The 21636-nt window shown below is 65.7% G+C and carries 18 protein-coding genes, 1 tRNA gene and 3 pseudogenes; 19 read left to right on the top strand and 3 right to left on the bottom strand.

Going from position 1 to position 21636, the window contains the following annotated elements; genetic code table 11:
* Positions 1 to 506: 506 nt before the first annotated feature.
* From QCN29_RS06270 to QCN29_RS06255, 4 genes and pseudogenes are all read left to right on the top strand, one after another.
* Positions 507 to 1100, top strand: a pseudogene (locus QCN29_RS06270) (transposase); the annotation flags it as partial.
* 147 nt (positions 1101 to 1247) lie between these two features.
* A complete protein-coding gene (locus QCN29_RS06265; RefSeq protein ID WP_279926686.1) occupies positions 1248 to 1724 on the top strand; it encodes a DUF4158 domain-containing protein in 477 nt (158 codons plus the stop codon).
* A 603-nt stretch (positions 1725 to 2327) separates the two neighbouring features.
* Positions 2328 to 3793, top strand: a pseudogene (locus tag QCN29_RS37040) (IS21/IS408/IS1162 family transposase); the annotation flags it as partial.
* Between the two features lie 215 nt (positions 3794 to 4008).
* The gene (locus QCN29_RS06255; RefSeq protein WP_450169257.1) at positions 4009 to 4947 is read left to right on the top strand and encodes an ATP-binding protein; all 939 of its coding nucleotides are present in this window, start codon (positions 4009 to 4011) and stop codon (positions 4945 to 4947) included.
* Here QCN29_RS06255 and QCN29_RS06250 read toward each other — a convergent pair.
* The gene (locus QCN29_RS06250) at positions 4940 to 5995 is read right to left on the bottom strand and encodes an HNH endonuclease (protein ID WP_279926683.1); all 1056 of its coding nucleotides are present in this window, start codon (positions 5993 to 5995) and stop codon (positions 4940 to 4942) included. The genes QCN29_RS06255 and QCN29_RS06250 overlap by 8 nt on opposite strands.
* A gap of 100 nt (positions 5996 to 6095) precedes the next feature.
* On the opposite strand from QCN29_RS06250, the gene QCN29_RS06245 reads away from it, so the two are divergent.
* The 10 genes from QCN29_RS06245 to QCN29_RS06200 all read left to right on the top strand — a co-directional run bounded on the left by QCN29_RS06245 (position 6096) and on the right by QCN29_RS06200 (position 13143).
* Positions 6096 to 6509, top strand: coding sequence for a BAR domain-containing protein (locus QCN29_RS06245; protein ID WP_279926682.1), 414 nt, complete (start codon positions 6096 to 6098; stop codon positions 6507 to 6509).
* Positions 6510 to 6915: 406 nt separating this feature from the next.
* On the top strand, positions 6916 to 7065 hold the full coding sequence (locus QCN29_RS06240) for a hypothetical protein (protein ID WP_279926681.1): 150 nt from the start codon (positions 6916 to 6918) through the stop codon (positions 7063 to 7065).
* A 2-nt stretch (positions 7066 to 7067) separates the two neighbouring features.
* Positions 7068 to 7535, top strand: coding sequence for a hypothetical protein (locus QCN29_RS06235; RefSeq protein WP_279926680.1), 468 nt, complete (start codon positions 7068 to 7070; stop codon positions 7533 to 7535).
* A 73-nt stretch (positions 7536 to 7608) separates the two neighbouring features.
* Entirely contained in the window at positions 7609 to 7830 is a 222-nt protein-coding gene (locus tag QCN29_RS06230; protein ID WP_279926678.1) for a hypothetical protein, read from the top strand.
* A 399-nt stretch (positions 7831 to 8229) separates the two neighbouring features.
* Positions 8230 to 9183 carry a hypothetical protein gene (locus tag QCN29_RS06225; RefSeq protein WP_279926677.1) on the top strand — a complete coding sequence of 318 codons (954 nt, stop codon included), beginning with the start codon at positions 8230 to 8232 and terminating at the stop codon, positions 9181 to 9183.
* Positions 9184 to 9558: 375 nt separating this feature from the next.
* Complete coding sequence (locus QCN29_RS06220) at positions 9559 to 9795, top strand: hypothetical protein (protein ID WP_279926675.1); 237 nt, start codon at positions 9559 to 9561, stop codon at positions 9793 to 9795.
* 88 nt (positions 9796 to 9883) lie between these two features.
* Positions 9884 to 11287 (top strand): AAA family ATPase, encoded by a 1404-nt coding sequence (locus QCN29_RS06215; protein ID WP_279926674.1) that lies wholly within the window; start codon positions 9884 to 9886, stop codon positions 11285 to 11287.
* A gap of 82 nt (positions 11288 to 11369) precedes the next feature.
* On the top strand, positions 11370 to 11546 hold the full coding sequence (locus QCN29_RS06210) for a hypothetical protein (protein ID WP_279926673.1): 177 nt from the start codon (positions 11370 to 11372) through the stop codon (positions 11544 to 11546).
* An 831-nt stretch (positions 11547 to 12377) separates the two neighbouring features.
* Positions 12378 to 12743, top strand: coding sequence for a hypothetical protein (locus QCN29_RS06205; protein ID WP_279926671.1), 366 nt, complete (start codon positions 12378 to 12380; stop codon positions 12741 to 12743).
* Between the two features lie 312 nt (positions 12744 to 13055).
* Positions 13056 to 13143, top strand: a tRNA-Ser gene (locus QCN29_RS06200).
* A 62-nt stretch (positions 13144 to 13205) separates the two neighbouring features.
* Here QCN29_RS06200 and QCN29_RS06195 read toward each other — a convergent pair.
* Positions 13206 to 13955, bottom strand: a pseudogene (locus QCN29_RS06195) (tyrosine-type recombinase/integrase); the annotation flags it as partial.
* 2009 nt (positions 13956 to 15964) lie between these two features.
* On the opposite strand from QCN29_RS06195, the gene QCN29_RS06190 reads away from it, so the two are divergent.
* From QCN29_RS06190 to QCN29_RS06170, 5 genes are read left to right on the top strand one after another with little or no spacing between them, the layout of a single operon-like run.
* On the top strand, positions 15965 to 17410 hold the full coding sequence (locus QCN29_RS06190) for an ATP-binding protein (RefSeq protein WP_279926670.1): 1446 nt from the start codon (positions 15965 to 15967) through the stop codon (positions 17408 to 17410).
* Positions 17411 to 17464: 54 nt separating this feature from the next.
* The gene (locus tag QCN29_RS06185) at positions 17465 to 17851 is read left to right on the top strand and encodes a roadblock/LC7 domain-containing protein (RefSeq protein WP_398859136.1); all 387 of its coding nucleotides are present in this window, start codon (positions 17465 to 17467) and stop codon (positions 17849 to 17851) included.
* Positions 17848 to 18222, top strand: coding sequence for a DUF742 domain-containing protein (locus tag QCN29_RS06180; RefSeq protein WP_279926669.1), 375 nt, complete (start codon positions 17848 to 17850; stop codon positions 18220 to 18222). The genes QCN29_RS06185 and QCN29_RS06180 overlap by 4 nt, the downstream gene beginning before the upstream one ends.
* Positions 18203 to 18826, top strand: coding sequence for a GTP-binding protein (locus QCN29_RS06175; RefSeq protein WP_279926668.1), 624 nt, complete (start codon positions 18203 to 18205; stop codon positions 18824 to 18826). Before QCN29_RS06180 ends, QCN29_RS06175 begins: the two co-directional genes overlap by 20 nt.
* On the top strand, positions 18823 to 20340 hold the full coding sequence (locus QCN29_RS06170) for a cytochrome P450 (protein ID WP_279926666.1): 1518 nt from the start codon (positions 18823 to 18825) through the stop codon (positions 20338 to 20340). Before QCN29_RS06175 ends, QCN29_RS06170 begins: the two co-directional genes overlap by 4 nt.
* Positions 20341 to 20373: 33 nt before the next feature.
* Here QCN29_RS06170 and QCN29_RS06165 read toward each other — a convergent pair whose 3' ends face one another.
* Entirely contained in the window at positions 20374 to 21633 is a 1260-nt protein-coding gene (locus QCN29_RS06165; RefSeq protein WP_279926665.1) for a pyridoxal phosphate-dependent aminotransferase, read from the bottom strand.
* Positions 21634 to 21636: the final 3 nt, after the last annotated feature.

Genomic DNA, 21636 nt, shown 5'->3' with positions numbered 1-21636 from the left:
CGGCGGTGACCGTCTTGCCCGAGGAGTCGACGAGCGCGATCGCGTCCCGCTTGAACTCCTCGGTGTACCGCTTCGTGTACTTGCTTCCCACCTGGTGCTACTTCCTCTGGAACCTCGAGGTCCCAGTCTCCAGGTGTCCACGATCAAGGGGAAGGTTCACACTACTACTGGCCCGGTACCCCAGACGGTGGCGGCGGCAACGTTGACTGGTGGCAGTGCACCACGCTGCTGCAGATGTGCAACGGAGAGCAGGTCAGCGGCCTGGTCGCCGTACGCCCGGAGACCTTCACAGCGTTGCCTTCGACTCTGCCCCGCAACGCCCAGTTGCGACTCGTCCACCGTGTCCGCTCCATCGAGCGAGACACCTCCCTTTGGGGCCGAGACCACAAGGCCGAATGCGCACCGCAGCTTTGCGGCTACGTCCCCGAACGACCGACAACCACATGACCGCCGACAATGAGGGAGTGTCTAATCAACGGCGGATCCGATGATCAAGGAGACGCCTGATGAGCGAGGCCATCACCGAGCACGAGACCGTGGAAGAGCCGGTCGTCGAGTCGGCTGCGGAGGCGGTGTCGGACGAGCAGTTGATCGCGATGCTGGTCGACCGCGCCCGCAATGACGGGCTGCAGCTGACTGGTGAGGGTGGGCTGCTGCAGCAGCTGACGAAGCGGGTGCTGGAGTCCGCCCTGGAGGGCGAGATCACCGATCATGTCGGCTACGGCAAGCACGACGCGGCGGGCCGGAACAGCGGCAACAGCCGCAACGGCACCCGCACCAAGACAGTGCTGACCGACGTCGGACCGGTCGAGGTGAAGGTGCCGAGGGATGTGGCCGGCACCTTCGAGCCGCAGATCGTCAAGAAGCGGCAGCGGCGCCTGACCGGCGTCGACGAGATGGTGCTGTCGCTGTCCGCGAAGGGCCTGACCCACGGGGAGATATCGGCTCATCTGGCCGAGGTGTACGGGGCAGACGTGTCCAAGCAGACCATCACCACGATCACGGACAAGGTGATGGAGGGCATGGCCGAATGGCAGTCACGTCCCCTCGACCGCGTCTACCCGGTCGTCTTCGTGGACGCCATCAACGTGAAGATCCGGGTTCTGTCGACGATCTTGTGATCCTGCGGTCCCGGCTCATCGCGCGAGCACGGGTGCCGTTAACGACCATGTCACGAGCCCCAAACGGCGTGGATCTTTGATGGATCGGCCGTTCTGATCAGGGGTTCTCCGGCATGATGTGTGGCCATGGGTTGGCAGCCGGTGGGGATGGACGAGCTGGTCGAGCACTGGACGGTGCTCGATGACGAGCTGGAGCTTGTCGCGGGGAAGCGCGGCGCCACGCGATTGGGCTTCGCGCTGCTGTTGAAGCACTACACACAGCACGGACGCTTTCCCCGGGGCCGGGCGGCTCTCCCGGATGAGGTGGTCGCCTTCGTTTCCAGGCAGATGAAGGTGTCGGCTGCGGAGTTCGACTCCTACCAGTGGACCGGCAGCACGATTGAGTACCACCGTGCCCAGATACGCGAGCACCTTGGGTTTCGGGTGTGCTCGGTGCAGGACGCGGAGAAGCTGACGGCCTGGCTGGCGGCCAACGTGGCACACGCGGAGCGGAATGCCGACCGGGTGCGTGAGGAACTGCTGAAGCACTGCCGCGAGGAGTTCATCGAGTCGCCGGCGCCGGACCGGTGTCGGCGGTCACGTAATTCCCCACGATCTGCATGATCAGCGCCACGTAATTCCCCACCCGCGTGTTCACGATTCCCCACCGGGGCGCCGAACATCGACGGTGCCGCCGACCATGCTCGAACTGGCGTGATGTTCCCTGTTTCGGGTGGTTTGATCATTGATTGGTCATTCCTTGCGTATCGGCCGGGNTGTCGGCGGTCACGTAATTCCCCACGATCTGCATGATCAGCGCCACGTAATTCCCCACCCGCGTGTTCACGATTCCCCACCGGGGCGCCGAACATCGACGGTGCCGCCGACCATGCTCGAACTGGCGTGATGTTCCCTGTTTCGGGTGGTTTGATCATTGATTGGTCATTCCTTGCGTATCGGCCGGGTTCCCCATGGGCATGCCGGTGCCCGGGTTGAGGGATCTTCCGGAGCCGTCGCGGTCCCTCGACCTGCGAGCCGAGACGGACGCACCGGATGGCAAGGAGAACGTTCACCGTGGTCGACATCATCGAGATCTACGTGCACTGGTACGCGGGCCGGTCCAAGAGCCAGGTGTCCACCTCGCTGGGGGTGGACCGCAAGACGATCAGGAAGTACCTGGCGCCGGCGGAGAAGGCGGGGANCCGGATGGCAAGGAGAACGTTCACCGTGGTCGACATCATCGAGATCTACGTGCACTGGTACGCGGGCCGGTCCAAGAGCCAGGTGTCCACCTCGCTGGGGGTGGACCGCAAGACGATCAGGAAGTACCTGGCGCCGGCGGAGAAGGCGGGGATCACCCCGGGCGGCCCGCCCATGGGCGAGGCGGACTGGGCCAAGCTGCTCAAGAGCTGGTTCCCGGAGCTCACGAGCCGGAAGCTGAACCAGGTCAGGTGGGGCGAGATCGAGCCGCACCGCGACTACGTCAAGGAACTGCTGAAGACCACGACGGTCACCACGATCCACCAACGGCTCCGCGACGAGGGCAAGTTGAAGGTGTCATTGACGACGTTCCGCCGCTGGGTGCACGAGAACCTGCCCGACGAGGCGGCCCGCTCGAAGGTCACGGTGCTGCGGGACGACGTCGAGCCGGGCTCGGAGGCCCAGATCGACTACGGCTTCCTGGGGCAGTGGATCAACCCCACCAGTGGAAAACGGCACCGGATCTGGGCTTTTGTGATGGTNACGCCGAAGCGTTCCGCTTCTTCGGCGGCGTCCCGCGCCGCCTGGTGCCGGACAACCTCAAGACCGGGGTCGACAAGCCGGACCTCTACGACCCGAAGATCAACAAGTCGTATGCCGAACTCGCCACCTACTACCGCACGTTGGTGGACCCGGCCCGTGCTGCGAAGCCGAAGGACAAGCCCCGGGTCGAGCGGCCCATGCCCTATGTCCGTGACTCGTTCTGGAGCGGGCGGACGTTCACCTCGCTGGAGCACATGCAGGCCGAGGCCCTGCTCTGGGCGACGAACGTCGCAGGTCAGCGGCAGTGCCGCCCGCTGGACGGCGCGAAGCCGATCTCGGTGTTCGAGGCGGTAGAGGCCAAGGTCCTGCTGCCGCTGCCCGAGGAGCCGTTCGTGCTGGCCAGATGGTCGCAGGCCACCGTCGGTCCGGACATCCACATCAAGGTCGGCCGCACTCTCTACTCGGTGCCCTGGAAGCTGATCGGCCGCCGTGTCGATGTCCGCTCCACCGCGACCATGGTGCAGGTGTTCCACGAGGGCGAGCTGGTCAAGACGCACGCGGCGCTTGAGCAGGGCAAACGCACCGACAAGAACGATTACCCGCCGGAGAAGATCGCCTTCCAGATGCGCACGCCGATCTGGTGCCGCGGCCAAGCCTCGCAGGTCGGTGATGCCTGCCGTCAGGTGATCGACCAGTTGCTGGAGGTCAACGCCCTCTACCGGCTCCGGGCTGCCCAGGGAGTGCTCGGGCTGCGCAAGAAGTACGGCGACACCAGGCTGGAGGCCGCCTGCCGCAAGGCCATCGTGGTCGGTGACCCGTCCTACCGGACCGTCAAGGGCATCCTGGTGGCCGGCACCGAGACCGATCCCGAACCCGAGACCGGCGACGCCGGGGCGGCGGCCTTCCTGCACGGCCCCGAGGGTCTGTTCGCCGCCACCGTCCCCCTGCAGATCCCCGGCGAGGTTCACGACGACCAGGGTCACGCCGACGCCGATGTCGAGGAGGCCGGCCGGNCCGATCCCGAACCCGAGACCGGCGACGCCGGGGCGGCGGCCTTCCTGCACGGCCCCGAGGGTCTGTTCGCCGCCACCGTCCCCCTGCAGATCCCCGGCGAGGTTCACGACGACCAGGGTCACGCCGACGCCGATGTCGAGGAGGCCGGCCGGTGAGCGTGATGACCACCCCCTTGCGCGAGTCGCTGAAGACGCTGCGGCTGTCCGGCATGCTGGAGACCCTCGACGCCCGCCTCACTCAGGCCCAGAAGGGCGAGCTCGGGCACCTCGACTTCCTCCAGGTCCTCTGCCAGGACGAGATCACCCGCCGCGAGTCCGTCGCCCTCGAACGGCGCCTGCGCAGAGCGAAGTTCGAGCAGCAGGCCACTCTGGAAGGCTTCGACTTCCAAGCCTCCCCGAAGCTGCCCGCCGCCCAGATCCGCGACCTCGCAGCCCTGCGCTGGCTCCACTCCGGCGAGTCCGTCATTTTGTTCGGGCCCGTCGGGGTCGGGAAGACACACGTCGCCCAGGCCCTCGGTCACCAGGCCGTCCGCCAGGGCGCCAACGTCCGCTTCGCCAAGACCAGCCGCATCCTGAGCGAGCTCGCCGGCGGTCACGCGGATCGCACCTGGGACAAGCGGATGCGCGAACTCATCCGCCCCGACGTGCTCATCCTCGACGACTTCGCCATGCGTCAGATGAACGCGGCCCAGGCTGACGACCTCTACGAACTCATCTCCGAGCGGCAGGGCCGGTCTCTGATCATCNAGCTCGCCGGCGGTCACGCGGATCGCACCTGGGACAAGCGGATGCGCGAACTCATCCGCCCCGACGTGCTCATCCTCGACGACTTCGCCATGCGTCAGATGAACGCGGCCCAGGCTGACGACCTCTACGAACTCATCTCCGAGCGGCAGGGCCGGTCTCTGATCATCACCAGCAACAGGGCGCCCAGCGACTGGTATCCCCTCTTCCCCAACCCGGTCGTCGCCGAGTCACTGCTCGACCGGCTGATCAACGCCAGCCACCAGGTCATCATGAACGGCCCCAGTTACCGACCGAACAAGCGGCCGAAGGGCCCCATCGACCCGAAGGACCCCACGGTCAAGTGACCGCCCCTCGCCCCAGGGGGTGGGGAATTACGTGACCACACCCCTGGGGAATTACGCGATCGTCGACAGTGCGCGGCTTCTTCGGCTTCTCGTCCTGTCGCTTCTTCCGTGAGGCTGAGCGGCACGTCCTGCATTGCCGAGCCCCTGACGCAGGGTTGATGTAGGTGTTTTCCTCGTCGAACGGGTGGCCGTTCTTGCAGTGGGTCTTACTCGCGTTGCGGTGGTAACCGCGCTCCACGATGTCTCGCGCGTTGTCTGCCGCCGTGCCCATTTCCAGGTGCTCACGGCGGACACAGATGGGGTTATCGCACTTGTGGCGGACTACCTCGTCCGGCTTCAACTCACGCCCGAGGACATGTTCCATGAGCCATCGCGTAGCCACGTACTGAACACGCTTTCCATCCTTGCGCGCGCCGAACTTGCCCCGTCCGTGGCTAGTCCGACCTGTCCACGGATAGCACCCGTCGGGCGTCGTCTCGGAATCCACGTACAACATGAACCGCTCATAAGGCGTGAGCCCGTGGTGTTGCCGTTGCTTGACGCCCTTGCCTGGCCGCCGTCGATTGCGCTGGATCATGTCCTGCATGTTGTCCGAACGCGAGCCGGGCACAAGGTGGTCAGGAGCCACGCACGCGGGCACGTCGCATGTGTGGCGTGCGACCTCGTCGGGTTCGAGCTTTCGCCCTAGCTTTTGTTCCAGTGACCAGCGGTGGGCGAATACCATGGTTCCGCCCATCTTGAACTTCCCGTATCCGCTGTGGTTCAAAGAGCCTTGCCATACCCAGCAACCGTCGTCGCGCTTCTCGACCTTGCTCAGGAAGCGGGGCCAGGGATCTCCCGCCTTTCGATAAGTGGACGGGTCGCGCTTCTTCGGGTTGACGGGTGCGCGACGCTTCCCGTCTCCAGTGATACCCAGCCGCTTCCTTTCAGCGCGGCACTTAGCACGGGCGGATTTCGTATGTTCGTGGTCACAATTCGCGTGCATGATTTTGACGATATCGGCGTTCTTGCGGCTTCGAAATAGCAGCATGGCAATTCGATAGACCACGAGGGCATTCCATATACTGCACCTTGCCGTTTTGTCAAGCTTCTGTCATTCTTAAATTGCCGACAGACGGAATTCGAGTGGATGAGAGGAGGCGGATAACGTGGCTGCGAATGATGCGGAACTGGACCGTGAGGCGGAGAAGGTTTACCGCCTGTTCAAGAAGGGCGTTAACCGGCTCCAGCTCAGCCGCCGCCTTGGGATGTCGTACGAGGTGGTCAATCGCCGCCTGGCTCGGGCTCGGAAGAACCTGGGCGGGGATGCGATGGCCGACATGCGTACGGACACGGAATCCAGCTTGGATGACCTGATCCGTGAATCCCACCGCAACCTCCAGAACGCCGAGACCGTCATGGAGCGGAACAGCATCATCCGCACCATTGCCGACCTCAAGATGCGTAAGGCCAAGCTTTTGGGCCTAGAGCAGCCAGCCAAGCTCACCCTGGAGATGGAGAACGCCGCCATGGAACTTCTCCACACTCAGCCTGATCCGGTATGGGGAGACGGGGGTAGGTAATGTCTCCCCTCCTGTCGGGAATTGTTCTCCGGGAACGCGCTGCGCTGGTGGGTGTGGTATGTACCGTTCACGGCCCCTGCTGCAAGAAGTACCCGGACCACCCCGTTATGCAGGCACAAGCAAAGCGGGACGTGGAACTGTTCTCGCACGTAGCGCTCCGGATCGAGCGCGCCGAGGAATCTCCCACACCCGCCCAAGAATGCAAGACGCGGAAGCTCTCGGACGAGGCTATTCGCCAGCGTCGTGAACACGCGGACGCGGTTCGCGAGGCTCGCAAGAAGAACCAGCTACCACCAGTAGCACCGTGGAACAAATTCGACCCCGAGCTAGCGGAACTTCTCCGTCAGAGCCGAGGACAGTTCAACGGATCTACCACACCCCCCGAGTTCGAGGGGTGCGAGTAGCCGTGACCTTCAAGGAGTGGCTAGACCGGGCCATCGCCAATGGTGATGCCGTCGTGAATGAGGACGGCTCAGTCACGGTGACGCTGCCTCCGCATGTCATGGGGGCCATTCGAGAACTGGGCCTCTTGGCCCATCAGATCCAGGAGGACTAACCATGGCCGACACCATGGCCGCTCGGCTCATGGCCACCATGCGGGGCGATGACTCCCGCTATGAGGCACCGGAGCCCAAGGCCGACGCAACGACTCTGGCTCTGCTCCGGCAGGGACGGGATGAGGACACAGCCCAGTACGCGGCGACTGTCCACAAGAGCAACGCCGAGGCTCGGCAGGAGCACGAGCGGGCTGTCCGTAAGCGCGCTCAGGAGCTCCGCGCACAGGGTGTGCATCACCCTGAGTCGACCGCTCGCATGGAGCTCCACATAGCCGCTCAGCGCCGTTCGGAGCAGGACGAGCGCCGCGCCGTCTATGAGGCGATGACTCGGAACAACCGCGCCGAGATGGAGGCCAACTCCACGGCCGGTCTCCGCGACCGCATCAAGGCGAGCACGGCCCAGCGCCGCGAGGAGAACACCAAGCGGCTCGTGGCCTCGCTCATGGCCCAGCTCCAGGCCAGCACCTGAGCCGGCCGACTGCACGACACACCTACCAGGCCCGTTCACGCCGTGGGCGGGACTTACAGAAGGGACCGCCACCATGGCTACCGCATCCATCGACACGACCGAGCTGGAGACCGTCGTCGGCTGGCTCCTCGTGGGCCAGGCCCGCAAGTCGCGCGGCGTGGACATCTACAACGCGCTCCGCGTGAAGAACGGCAAGGCCGCCGTTGCCGACGTGTCGGCCGTCGAGATCCACGACCACAACACGGCCTCCGCCGACATCACCGCCGTCACGGCCGACATCAACGCGGCCTCCTGACGGCACACAAGCTGGCTGGTGTGGGACGAGGAGCCTGTGACCCTCGGGCTCCGGGGCTATCCAGAGGGCCGTTCCACACCAGCCTCTCAACTCCCGGTGTCCTGAGTGGGTGGCCGGGAGCATGAAGCCGGGTGGCGTGGGTTTCTCACTTTCCCCATGCCGCCCGGCTTCTCCATATCCGTATCCGCGGGAGGTGTTGAGATGGCAAGCAAGGTCGATTGGGCCCAGTACGCAGACGGCGAGACTCACCGGCTCACGGCAGAAGAGATCCACGAGCGGTACGGGTGCACGATGTCCGACTTCCGTAAGCGCCTGTCCATGTATTGCCGTCGGGTCGGCGTGCCGTACTCCGCCCACAGGAGCCTCGGTGTTCTGTACTTCCGCATCCAGGGGTAAGTCGTGCCCAAGAGTGCCCACTACATAGCGACCCGGGGGAATCTCTACAAGCCCGAGCTAAAGCCTGAGATCCTGGCATTCATCCGAGAGAAGCGGGCCGTCCATTCCGCTGACATCACGCGGAAGTTCTTCCCCGCTCGGGACACTAACCAGACCTCCCGCTATCTCCGCTCCATGGAGAGCCAAGGGCTCATTCTCTCAACTCGTCGCGGCAAGTATCTGTGGTGGTCACCGGCTGGTGTGGAAGTCACCGAGGAGGAGCTAGCCGCTCGCACTCCCAAACGCCTCACGGAAGAAGAGAGGCAAGCAAGCCGGGAACGGCGAACGGAGAGGCAGCGGGAGAGGCGGCGGGAGGAGCGGGCAAAGCGGCCTACTCCAGAGCGCCCACCTCGGGTCACCAAGACCAAGGAAGAGCTACGGGCAGCGAAGAACGAGCGGACCCGTAGACGCAGGGCCGAGCGTAAAGAGGAGGAGGCGCTTCTTGAGATAGCCGAGCTGGAAGCGGTAGAGCAGTGGCTCAACCAAGTTGAGCAGGTGTCGGCCCAGAAGTCACAGACACTCGCCCCACTTCCTGCTCCTCCTGACATGGAACGGGAAGAGCCCGAGGGTATGGCCGGGATTCGGGAGCGTCAGACAATCAGGCGGCAGAAGTCCGTGGAACGCCTGAAAGCTGAGGGCAAGTTCTACGGGTGGCGGAAACAATCTGGGTATGACCGAATGGGCGGCGGCCCTTCTGTCTACTCCCTGGCTAACTACATCCACGTACGGATGAAGAACGACCGGGAGTACAAGGGCTGGTACCGCTTCACGTATGAGTGGGTGAGACTTCACTATCCCCATCTCTTGGCCAACTACCGTGATCTTGTGGAGGATGCCCTAGAACTCCTCGTGATCCAGGGCAAAATTGAGCGGCTGGACTACCCCGTCAAGGTCACGGTGTCAGGGGGTGAGTCATGAGCCAGGAACAGAAGCCCAACCCGTCGGAGATCATCCGACGCATGGAGCAAAAGCTAGACCGACATCTCGGCAAGAGGTAAACGCACCAAGAGCGCTTCTAGGGCTTTCAGAATGCATCGCTGAGCACTCGTGCCGGCGAGCACTGCTGAGAGCCTTAGGGGCGCTTTCTGGCGCCCTAAGGGGTGCTCTATGTCGAGTCACGAGACGTACGCGCACTCAGCTAATCCACACTCATTACGGTCCCAAATTACCGGCGAGTTCGAGGTGTGACGCACATCACAAATGCTATTAGGCCATGCTCATTTTGGGACGTCGGAAACCAAACAAGTAGATTGGTCGGTGACCGCAATTCAACGGCACCAGGAGGAACACAAAATGGCCGTCATCAAGCAAACCCTTAGCCACTCGGACTGTGACCACGAGAACGACCGTTACGCCCGTGAGCTGTGCCGGTTGAAGCATCGGCACGCGGAGTGCAAGCATCCCATCACTGTGCGGGCGGCCCAGCTCTGCGACGAGTTCAACGCCCACCACCGCGAGTGCGGCCACGGCGGAACGTTCGCCGAGATCAAGGAATGCAGGATCGTCCGGCGTGCGCTGGAAAGGGAATAGGGCGGAGCCCACGAACTCCGCCCTATCTACCACACCAACCCGCGAGAGGCGTAGCGGGTTAACACCAACAACCGGGAAAGGAACCGGCATGAACGACGATAGCGCACGTGCCGAGAGCGCGGAAAACGACGACTCGGAAGAGTTCTTCGGTGGGGGGTCTGGGGAACTACTCGACTTCAGGGACCCGGACGAATACGGCAACCGTGACCCGGATGTGAACGCCGCGCATGATGAGGCCCTAGAGCTGGAAGAGTGGTACCGGGAAACCCTCGATGACTTCCGCCGTGACATGGCTCTACGCCGTGAAGAACTCCGCGATGACCCGCGCGACGAGTTCGACAAGGAGGTAACGCAGGGACTCATGGACGGTGGATTCCTTGAGCCTCCGCGGTTCACCAAGCCGGACAAGCTCGGCACCTACGAGACGGCGGAGATCGGGGGCGGCCTTACCCACTCCGAGGTCATGGCTGCGCTAGACCTCTATAACGAGCGGCACAACGACCAGCCGCGAGAGGTTGAGGTGCCCGTCTGTCTCGATGTCGGCAGGTTCGAGGAATCCACCCGTGCTCTGTTCTACCGGGCCCAGCTCAATTACCTATTCGGCAAGGGTGGGGCCGGTAAGACCAACCTCCTGTTGAAGATCGCGGCTGAGTTCGTCATGAACCGTGAATACGTGGTCTGGTTCACGTTCGAGCGGATGACAGGGGCCGAGGTTCGAGCGCAGATGATTAAGCAGGGTGTTCCCGAGGGCCTGGCTCGTACGTTCCTGCTGACGTACCACAGGCGCCATCAGGCTCCGGAAGTTCGCGGCCGGGTTGCTCTCGTCATCATCGACGCCGTTAACCCCTGTATCGGGTTCATGGGCGGCAATGCGATGACCGATCCGGACGGCGTGGACAAGATGGCAGAGACGTACTTTGACCCGTACGCGGTGAACAACCCCTGGGTAACGGGCATTGCCATTGACCACGTCGGGCACGGCAACGTGGATCGCCCGAGCGGGCCGCATCGCAAGATGGACATGTTCCAAGGGGCCTCTTATCTCCTCGCACGGGTCGAGAAGGGTGTGGAAGGGGGCTGGGGCTATTCCGAGCTGTACCAGGGCAAGGACAACAAGGGTAAGACCGGCCTGGATGACGGCGACAGGGTCGGTTACCTGGTTCTCGACAGCACGGCCGACCCTGACCGGCTGGAGGTACGTCTCGTGACCGACGAGCCGAAGGGCAAGACAGAGGCCGAGCGCAAGAGCAGCCGGGAGAGCAGCGGGGCAAAAGACATCGCCGAGCGCATCCTCCGGCAACAGAGTCCTATCCCTGACGCGGATTGGCGAGCGCTCATCATGGAGGCTCTGACGGCCGCTAACCCGAAGGTCGAGAAAGCCACTCTCAGTGCTCGGATGCGCATGGCTATCTCCACCCTTAAGAAGGGTGTGGCGGGTAAGAACGAGGCCGGGGAATGGGTGCATATCCCGTCCATGGGTGCGAGCGATTAGCCATACGTTGTTGAGCCGCATTCCGGCAATTACGCTGTGCTGCGCACAGTCGTAAAGGCTAGTGAGGAACCAAGGAGCGGCAATGACAGTGGCAGAGATTCAGGCGGCACGACAGCGGTTGCTCTCCGGCCCCCCGGTCGATCCTCTGTATCGAGAGCTGGCGGAGTTCGGCGCACCTATCGCGCCTATCGCGGAGAAGCTGAGGGCGAAGGGTCTCCGCGTACCGGAGTTCCGCCCCTACCGCCGTCGTACTGCCTGACGTTCCACACCGAACCAACTGGCTCTCGGCTCTGATGAGTTCGAGGGCCGTTTGGCGTCTAAAGCGCTGAGCGCTTGTCTGGCGAGCCGAGAGAACGCGCGTGCACAGACTGACGCACAAGCGCTGTTGGCGCTCCTGAGGCGTGCTCAGAGACGCCTAACGGGTAAGTGAGAGCGAGAGTCTGTGTCTCGTGTGCGTGAGCGTCGCGCGTGCTCGCCGGCATAGCTCATGATCGGCCACCTAGATGTTTGGTCCTACTCGTGCGCGCGTATTCCGCACGCACGTAAGCCTCTTGATCTTCTCTGTCTCATGATCGGTAGCTCATTGCGTCTGCGGGTGTGCTCTTAAAGAGCACACGCACGCATGACCGTAAATGAGAGCTTTTACGCCTCTGAGCTGCACGTTTATGCGTAAACGCCTCTCGTTTACGATTTACGTTTACGCCTCACTTTTACGGTACGTGGCGTAAACGACGAGCGTAAATTTACGGTCGATTTACGCCCTCAGCGCGGGGAGCGATTTACGGTGCGATTTACGGTCTAATGATCTTGAGGTGGGCGAGTGTCGAGAGCGAGCGAGAACGGGCGCGCATACGTCGAACGGGTGAGGTGTGGGACAGCTCACATGACGAGGGAAAGCGCAGGTCCGGGGGTTGCGTGCATAAGCCATGTATCAGGCGTGACACACGGGTGATTACCGAGTGTGATGGGTCGTGTTTGCCGTGAGCAGGGTTGTGGCGGGATGGTTTTGCCGTCGCCGGGGAAGTGCTCGGGAAAGGCTCGGGCCATGGCGGTAACAGGCACTCATGAAGTGCGCTGGGAGGGATGAGCCATGGCTACGAAGGTCGATAACGAAGCCTGGGAGAAGTGGCCCGACGAGGTTCTGACTGAGGACGACGCGGAGTTCTGGGGCAGGTTGGAACTACCACCCGAGGGCAGCGGGGACCACTCAGGTCTTCCGTGGGATGAGTGGAAGAAGCCGGGGCAATCGTGGGTGGCATTCCGGGACGAGGACTTTACCGATGCCTGTGAGTTCTCGGCGGAGATCATGCGCCGCGCCAAGGCAGACAAGATATGCGTGGATGTGATCCCGTGGAGCTGGGAAGTGGTGTTCTTCCAGTTCCTCGACGGTGATCGATCCGGTTGTGTCGCCTTCACAGACGAGGATCTGCAGGACCTGATGGACGACGCGGCCTGAGCATTCAGCGGGGTGTGTGGGACAGAAGTCAGGGGATGCGGCTGTGGTCCGTCTCGTGTGTGCGTGAGTGGTCCGGGAGGGTCCCCCCAGAGCGAGCGCCAGGGCGAGAGCCTGTGAGCCGTGAGGCAGGCTTGCGCTCTACGCTCTGTGCATTCGGCAGGTACGGCAAGTGACCCCACGTACCCGTCAGACCACGTCTGACCAGCGCGTTAGGCGAGACGCTTTGTGCCTGGTGTGACTTGACCCACAGATCACCTGGCACAGACACTCGCCGTGTCATCGCACCTCACAGAGTCGGGTACAGTTGTCGGCGGAGGATTCGCCTAGAGGCCTAGGGCGCACGCTTGGAAAGCGTGTTGGGGGCAACCCCTCACGAGTTCGAATCTCGTATCCTCCGCCAGTGCCTCACCGGGCACGATGTCGAAGGGCCCCCTGGAAACAGGGGGCCCTTCGACGTTGTCCTTACGCCTCGTTGTCCTGGTCTTTGTCCACAGTGAGGTTTTCCGGAGCTCCCCAGATGGCGCGCTCGATCTTCCGGGCCGCCTCCTTGAGCATGGGATCGGTCACGTGCAGGTACCGCGCCCGCATCCGGGCGGCGCCGCCCGGCTCCCAACCCATGATCTGGTCAATGACCCGATCCGGAACCCCGAGCAGCATCAGCACGGTGCCCGCGGTGTGCCGCGCATCGTGCAGACGCCCGTCCCGAACGCCGGCGTCTTCCAGCAGCCGCTTCCAGTCGTGATAGTCCGTGTTCGGACTGAGCGGCCCGCCCAACGGCTTGGTGAACACGTACGCGGACTCGGTCCACAGGTTTCCGGCCGCCGCGCGCTCTCGGGCCTGCGCCTCCCTGTGGGAGCGGAGCATCACGACCAGCGGACCCGGGAGGGGCACGGCGCGACGCCCGGCGCGTGACTTCGTGTTCTTCGTCTCGCGCCGCACCTGCACCCGGGTCGGGCAGTAGCCGGCCTTCCGGCCGCACTGCGCTGCCTCACCACACCCGTGCTCGTACTTCGGCCGCAACCGGTTCCGGCGAAGCTTCAGGTACTCATTGTCCAGGTCCGCGTCGGACCACCGCAGGCCGAGCGTCTCCCCCTGCCGCAACCCCAGCGCCAGGGCCAGCATCCAACGGGCACTGTTCCGGCGCTTGTTCACTTCGAGTAGGAGACTCTGCACCTCATCGACCGAGTAGGGCTCCACCTCCGTCTTCTGATCCGACCCTTGCGCGACCGACCATCGCGCCCGCCGGGTCGCCGACCGATTCCTTGGGGGGAGTCACCATGTCCGCTCGCCTTGTCGCAGCCGCCGCCGTCACGGCGGCCACCGTCGGAGCCACGCTCGTTCCGGTCCATGCCTATGCCGCGCCGGCCGCGACCGAAGGGCTTGCGGCGCTCAGCATCGAGCTTGGTGCACCGGCGCCGGCGGGGGCTCTGGAGCGGGGTGGGGCGAAGGCCTCGTTCTCGTTCACCGTGAAGAACTCCTCGGACGAGGCAGTGGACTTCCAGCCCTGGCTGGTCGGGGAGGCGGACGGGGCCAGCCCCGTCCAGCCCGATCAGGTCGCCTTCGATGTGAGCGCCGTGAACGCTCCCGAGACCGCCTCGCGGCTTCTCGGCGAGGGCACGGGGGTTCAGGGGGCCTTCTTCCCCAAGAGCGGTGGAGCGGGCGAGCCGTTCTCGGTGCCGGCCGGGTCGGAGCTCAGCTGGAAGGTCACGGTCGGGCTCGGCAAGGACTTCCCTTCCAACGACGGCAGTCTGAAACTGACCGCCGCGGACCTGAACGGGCCGGTGGGCCGCACCGGCTCGGTGGTCTTCAAGGCCTCCCCGGCGGTCGACGCCAAGCCGCTGGAGGTGTGGTGGGGCAATGGGCCCGAGGGCGTCCTCCGCCCCGGCGGGCCCGCGCGGCACATCAATGTGTATCTGCACGCCCCCGGCGAGGGCGCTTACGACAAGGCGCTGGAGACCCGCGTACGCCTGGTGTCGCCCGGAGACGGCGCACCGCTCCCGAAGCTGGGGGTCGAGCTCTACCGCGACGGGCGCTGGAGCCCGCTGAAGGCCGTTGACGAGGGCGCCGGCGAGTGGCTGCTTCCCGCGGTCCCCAAGGGCTTCGGCGGCGAGAAGCGGGAGAGCTTCCCGCTGCGTCTGACCGTGGTCGACCCGAGGGGACTGACCGCGGACACCAAGGTCACGTTGATGGCCGCGGTGAATCCGGAGGGTGAGAGCGGCCCGGCCTTCGCCGAGACCGAGGGCGTGGTCACCGTGGGGCCCGCCGCCGAGGCGCCCTCCTCGCCCGGCCCGTCCGCGACCGCCGCCCACGCCGAACCGGCCACCGCCGCTGCCGGAGCGGCTGCCGCCGGCTCCGGGTCCGCGAGCGGCAGTGCTCCGGACTCGGCGGCCACCGCACCCGCTTCCGTCTCCGCCGCCCGGGCGGACGCCTCTACTCCGGCCGCCTCGGGCGCCCTCGCCCGCACCGGCGCCTCCTCGACGCTGCCGCTGTACGGCGGGGTCGCGGCGGTGCTGCTGGCCGTCGGCGCCGNCCTCGACGCTGCCGCTGTACGGCGGGGTCGCGGCGGTGCTGCTGGCCGTCGGCGCCGCGCTCGCCTTCGTGGGCATACGCCGCCGTGGGGCCGCACGCGCCTGACAGAAAATTCCATGACGCAAGGCCCCGACCGGCGAACGGTCGGGGCCTTGCGTCATTGTGTGTTCGATACCCGCCAGGCCTCCCGACACCTGCGCCATTACGGCTTTGGCACTAGCGTCGTTGCAGGTCAGCGGCGCTTTCGCGATCGACGTACGGATCATCTAATTCGCCGTTTCGCCGACCGGCCCCCGCCAAACGGATCTTTCGAATTTCGCACATGAGTGCATTCATGTGTTCTATGCATTTGGGGCACATAATCATTCCGACCCCGCTATGCTCGCTGTCGCGCAGCGAGTTGCGACGATTACAGCACGTCGCTGCTGGCTGTCGTGGTGCCGCCGATCGCACGAGGGCTCGGGCGTCCTGGGACCCGGCTCCATGCGCGCGGAACGCCGACGTGACACGCGCCGTGGTCAAGCGCTGGTGAAGCGTGACCCGACAGTCGTCGACAGCCGGCGGTCTTGATCACGCGACCCTCCTCGGCACCCGTATACGCCGTATATGACGCCCTATCCGTTAGCGCTCTGAGGATGCCGATGGTTCGTGCTGGTTCGTCACCCGGGAGGCAGAGGTCCGCCTCCACCTCAATGTGGCTGCTGCCACCCGCTCTACTGGCCTTCTGCACGGTCGCGGCCGTCGCGTTGACGCCCTCGACGGCACGTGGCCAGGTCGCCTGGATGGGCGCCATCGCGACGGCGGCGGTGGCCATCGCGGCCGGAGAGGCCGCACGCCGGGGACATGCGATCGACGAACTGCGCAGGCAGAGCGCCGAGCGAGAGGCTGCCCTGCATCGGCAGCTGGCCGAGCAGGAGTCCGAGACCGTGCGGATGGCCGAGGAGACCCTGCCCAAGGCCATGGGCCGGCTGCAACAAGGCACCCCGGCCGAGGAGGTGCTGCGCGGCATCGACCATGACTCCCACGTCGGCCCCCGGTTCGAAGCCGCGAATCTGGATGTGCTGCGCTACGTGCTCCAGGCCGTCGAGGCCCAGGAAGACCTTCGGGACTCCGCCCAGCGGGCCTTCGTCAACATCGCCCGACGCGTCCAGGCCATCGTCCACCAGCAGGCCCAGGAACTCAGGGAGATGGAGGACCGGCACGGCCATGACCCCCAGGTGTTCGGCGACCTGCTGCACCTGGACCACAGGACCGCGCTGATCGGCCGGCTCGCGGACAGCATCGCCGTACTGGGCGGGGCCCGCCCCGGCCGTCAGTGGCAGAAGACCATTCCGCTGTTCAACGTGCTGCGCGGCGCCATGTCCCGGATCACCGACTACCAGCGGGTCGATCTGCACTCGGTGGCCGAGGTCGGCATCATCGGACGCGGGGTCGAACCGCTCATCCACGCCGTGTCCGAGCTGCTGGACAACGCCACGCGCTACTCGCCGCCCCAGACACGGGTCCATCTCACCGCGACCGAGGTCCAGTCCGGTGTGGCCATCGAGATCGAGGACGCCGGGTTTGGACTGACCGATGAAGCCCGCGTCCGCGCCGAGCGGGCCCTGGCGCAGAACGCCACCAGCGGACTCGACCTCGACGACCTGGGCGAGGCCCCCCGCCTCGGCCTGGCGGTGGTCGGTCGGCTCTCACACACGAACAACTTCAAGGTCGCCCTGCGGGCGTCGGCGTACGGCGGCGTACGGGTGGTCCTGATCGTCCCGCCGAACCTGCTCACCACGACCCCGGTGCCCGGCGGAGCGGTGGCCAAGGCCGCCAGCCTGCCGCCGCCCCGGCACCCCGCCGGTCCGTGGGGGCGTCGCACCGCCCCGCCGACCGTGGAGGAGCCGATGCCCGCTCCGCGCGGCGTCAACGGTCTGCCGCAGCGCAGGCGCCGTACGCGCGCCGTGGCTCCTCCCGTGCGGCGGCCCAAGCCCGCAGTCCCCACAGCTGACTCCGCGTCCCCGGTGTCGGCAGCCCCACCCCCGCAGGCCGGTCTGTGGCTGGCCGCCTTCCAGGAGGGCATTTCCGGCGAGCCCCGAGCTGAGTCCCCAGCACATCGTCGCCATGGCCTGAGCGCTGAAGAGTCCGAGCAGTAACGGAGCCATTAGGTAAGGATGAGTAAGTAAGTGGTGACAAAGCAGCGGCTCAACATGGACTGGATGCTCGAGGAATTGGCATCCAGCGTTCCGCAGACCCGTAACGTCGTGGTGCTGTCCTCCGACGGGTTGTGCATGGCGCAGTTCGGCACGGACGAGGACACCGCAGACCGCCTCGCCGCCGCCTGTGCCGGGCTGCAGAGCCTGTCGACGGCCATCGCCACCGAATTCCCGCACGGCGACGGAAAGATGAAACTCGTCGTCATCGAGATCAACGGCGGCTTCTTCTATCTGATGGCGGCCGGCGCGGGAGCGTATCTCGCGGTGCTGGCAGATGACGACGTCGACGCCGGACTCATGGGGCAGCGTATGCGGGACCTCGTCGCCCGGATCGGTCAGCATCTCTCCAGCCCGCCTCGGGCCGACCGGCGGGTTCCGTGAGCGACCCGACACACGACCAGCCCCGAACCTGGGAAGAAGGCGGCCCCGAACGGCTCTATGTCATCACATCAGGCCGAAGCCTGCCCGCCGAAGACGGCCCTCTGGACGTGGTCACCCTGATCGTGACCAAGAAGGACGTCCCCGGTTCGGGCATGCAGCCCGAGCACGCCGCAATCATCCATATTTGCGACTACCCGCTGTCCGTCGCGGAGATCTCCGCATACCTCCGCCTGCCGGTCAGTGCGGTCACGGTGCTGCTCGCGGACCTGCTGGAGAGCGGCCATGTCGAAGCGAGGGCGCCGATCCCGGCCGCGTCGTTGCCCGATGTCGAACTCTTGGAGGCGGTGATGCATGGACTCCAGAATCTCTGAACCCGTCCTCGGTCCACGGAGCGAGGACACCCTGCCGGCTTCTGTCACCACGGCGGTGAAGGTGGTGATCGTCGGCGGCTTCGGGGTCGGGAAGACCACCCTGGTCGGCGCCGTCAGCGAGATCCGGCCGCTCACCACCGAAGAGACCATGACGCAGGCCGGCGCAGGCGTGGACGACATCGCCGGAGTCGAGCGCAAGACCGAGACCACCGTGGCGATGGATTTCGGCCGGATCACCCTCAGCGACGAGCTGGTGCTGTATCTGTTCGGAACGCCCGGTCAGCAGCGCTTCTGGTTCCTGTGGAACGGCCTCTTCGAGGGCGCGCTGGGCGCGGTGGTCCTGATCGACACCCGGCGTCTCGAAGACAGCTTCGACGTCATGTGCCGGCTCGAGGAGCGCGGCGTGCCCTTCGTCGTCGCCATCAACGCGTTCCCGGACGCCCCCTCGTACCCCATGTCCGAGCTCAGAGAGGCCATGGACATCCCCGACACCGTGCCCCTGATCGACTGCGACGCCCGCAACCGCGGCTCCAGCCGCGATGCCCTGCTGACGCTCCTGCGCTATCTGCACACCCTCACCACCACACCCCCGGAGTCCCGGTGACCGCCTCTTCGTTCCACCAGCCCCGCACCACGTCGGCGTCCGAGCCGCCCCCCGGGTGCCCGGCGCACGCCCGATCCGGGAACCCCGACGGCCTGGCGCGGCTCTTCGGGCCGGAGGCGGCCGAGGATCCCATGGGCTTGTACGAGCGGCTGCGCGCCAGGCACGGACCCGTCGCGCCCGTCCTGCTGGACGGCGACCTGCCGGCCTGGATCGTCCTCGGCTACCGGGAGATCCTGGAAGTCGTCGGCACGCCCTCCCGGTTCAGTCGCGACTCGCGCATCTGGCGCTGGTTCAGGGAAGGCAAGGTCCCGCAGAATTCCCCGCTGCTCCCGATGATCGCCTGGCAGCCGGTCTGCCTGTTCCTGGACGGCGAGGAGCGCCACCGGCTGCGCCTGGCCCTCAACGAGAGTCTGGAGCGGTTCAACCGGCGTGGAATCCGACGCCACATCACCCGGTTCACCCACCAGTTGGTCGACGACTTCGCCGCCCGGGGAGAAGCGGATCTGGCCGACGACTTCGCGGAGCATCTGCCGATGCTCGTCATGACCCAGCTCCTGGGCATGCCCGATGCGTACGGTCCGCAGCTGGTCGAAGCCAGCAGGGACATGGTGGCGGGCACCGAGACGTCGGTGGCCAGCAACGACTTCATCGTCGACACCCTCCAGCAGCTCACCAGGCGCAAGCGCGAGAAGCCGGGCGACGACGTCACGTCGTGGCTGCTCGAGCACTCCTCCAAGCTCACCGACGAGGAGGTCTGGAACCACCTCAGGGTCATCCTCATCGCCGCGAACGAAACCACGGTCAACCTGCTCAAGAGCACCCTGCGGATGGTGCTGACCGACCCCCGGTGCCACGCGTCGCTGGCCGGGGGGCAGATGACCCTTCCGGACGTGGTGGAGCAGGTGCTGTGGAGCGAGCCGCCCCTGATGACCATCCCCGGTCGGTGGGCCGCCGTGGACACCGAGGTCGGCGGGCAGAAGATCGAGGCGGGAGACATGCTGCTGCTCGGTCTGGGCGCCGGGAACCACGACCCCGCGATCCGCCCCGACCTCTCGGTTCCCCTGCACGGAAACCGCTCCCATCTCGCCTTCAGCAGCGGCCCACAGGAGTGCCCGGGCCAGGACATCGGCCGCGCCATCGCCGACACCGGCATCGACACCCTGCTGACGAGGCTGCCCGACCTCCAGCTGAGCGTCCCCGAGGAGGAGTTGCACTGGCAGTCGGGCTGGATGACACGCCATCTGACCAGTCTGCCGGTGAAGTTCACCCCGCCCCGGTCCGATGCGTCCGCCGCCTCTGCCGGTCCGGGCGACACCGACGCGGAGGTTCCGCGTCCGCTCCAGGACACCGCGGACGCCACCGGCCTGGACGCCGGGAACGAACCCCTTGTGCAGGCTCCGTCGGTGCAGGCCCCCTCGGTGCGGGCGCCTTCGGCGTCGGCTCCGACCGCTGCCGTTCCCACGGCGCGCGCGTCGTGGTGGGACTCGCTGAAAGCATGGCTGCGCAGGCGCTGATCCGGGCGCGTCCACCGGGCGCCACGCCGTTCGTCAGGTGCCCGGTGGAAGGCCATGTGTGCGGGGCACGGCGCTCACGGCTCTCCGGGCCGACCCTGCTGAAAGACTCGCAACAGCCCGTTCCATGCGGTCCAGCGCCTCTTTCATCATCCCCCGGGAGGTGGCATAGCTGATGCGGATGTTGCCTTCCGCGCCCGGGCCGAACCACTCGGTCGTACCGGCCACGACCGCGACCCGGGCCTCCGTCAGAAGGAACTCGGCCATCGCCTGACTGCCCAGCCCCGTGGAGGATATGTCGGGGAACAGGACGAACGTCCCGTCCGGGCGGCTGCACGACATGCCCGGGATCGCGTTCAGCCGCGCCACACAGTAGTCCCGCGTCTCGTGCAGATGCTCCAGGAAGGCATCCCGCCACGGCCAGCCGTGGCGGAGCGCGGCCAAGGCGCCGACCTGGGCGAAGGGCGTCAGGCTGTACGCGGCGCCGAGCTGCTGGAAGGCGAGCTGCAGATCGGCCGCCTCACGTGCGTTCGGGGCGATCACGAATCCCATGCGCAGCCCGGGAAGCGCGAACGTCTTGGACAGTCCGATCACCGTGTGGATTCTCCGGCCGGCCGCTGCATCCAGGCCTGCCAAGCTGACATGTGCTGCGGGAGGGTAGACGATCTCGTTCCAGACCTCGTCGGAGAGTATCGGCACACCGTGCGCATCCGCTGTCTCGGCGATCGCCCGGAGCGTCTCCTCCGTGAAGACCGTGCCTAAGGGATTGTGCGGATTGCACAGACAGATCAGAGCGGTGCGCGGCGAAATCAGAGAGGCGAGACGATCCGGGTCGAGCTGTCCGGTGGTCTTGTCCATGGGGCAGTACACCCGCCGGGCTCCTGCGGCGTCGATGGCCTGGCCGAACAGCAGATCAACCGGATCCAGCAGTATGCACTCATCGCCTTCCCGGCACAGAAGGTGCACCACACCCCAGAGCGCCGCCGCCGTTCCGGAGGCCGGCACCACGCAGTCGGGGTCCGCGCTGATCCCGTAGCGGGTCTTCGCCATATCGGAGAAGACCTCACGGAGTTCGCTGATTCCCTCGGGTGAGGCATAGGGGAAGTAGCCGTCGGCAAGAGAAGCCATCACGGCGTCCGTGACGGCCTGGGGTCCGGGGAAGTCGGCTTCCGCCGCCGTCAGCGGGATGACGTCGGGGGGGTATGAGCCCCACCGGATATGCGATCGGCGCCGCAGCAGATCGGGCTGGATCTGCGAGTCGTCGAAGAGCGATCCGGTCGCAGCCTGAGATGACATCGC

It is taken from the genome of Streptomyces chengmaiensis, from assembly GCF_029846775.1.
Taxonomy (GTDB): domain Bacteria; phylum Actinomycetota; class Actinomycetes; order Streptomycetales; family Streptomycetaceae; genus Streptomyces; species Streptomyces chengmaiensis.
The sequence above is the reverse complement of the archived record's forward strand: the minus strand, read 5'-3'. Positions and strand labels throughout refer to the sequence as shown.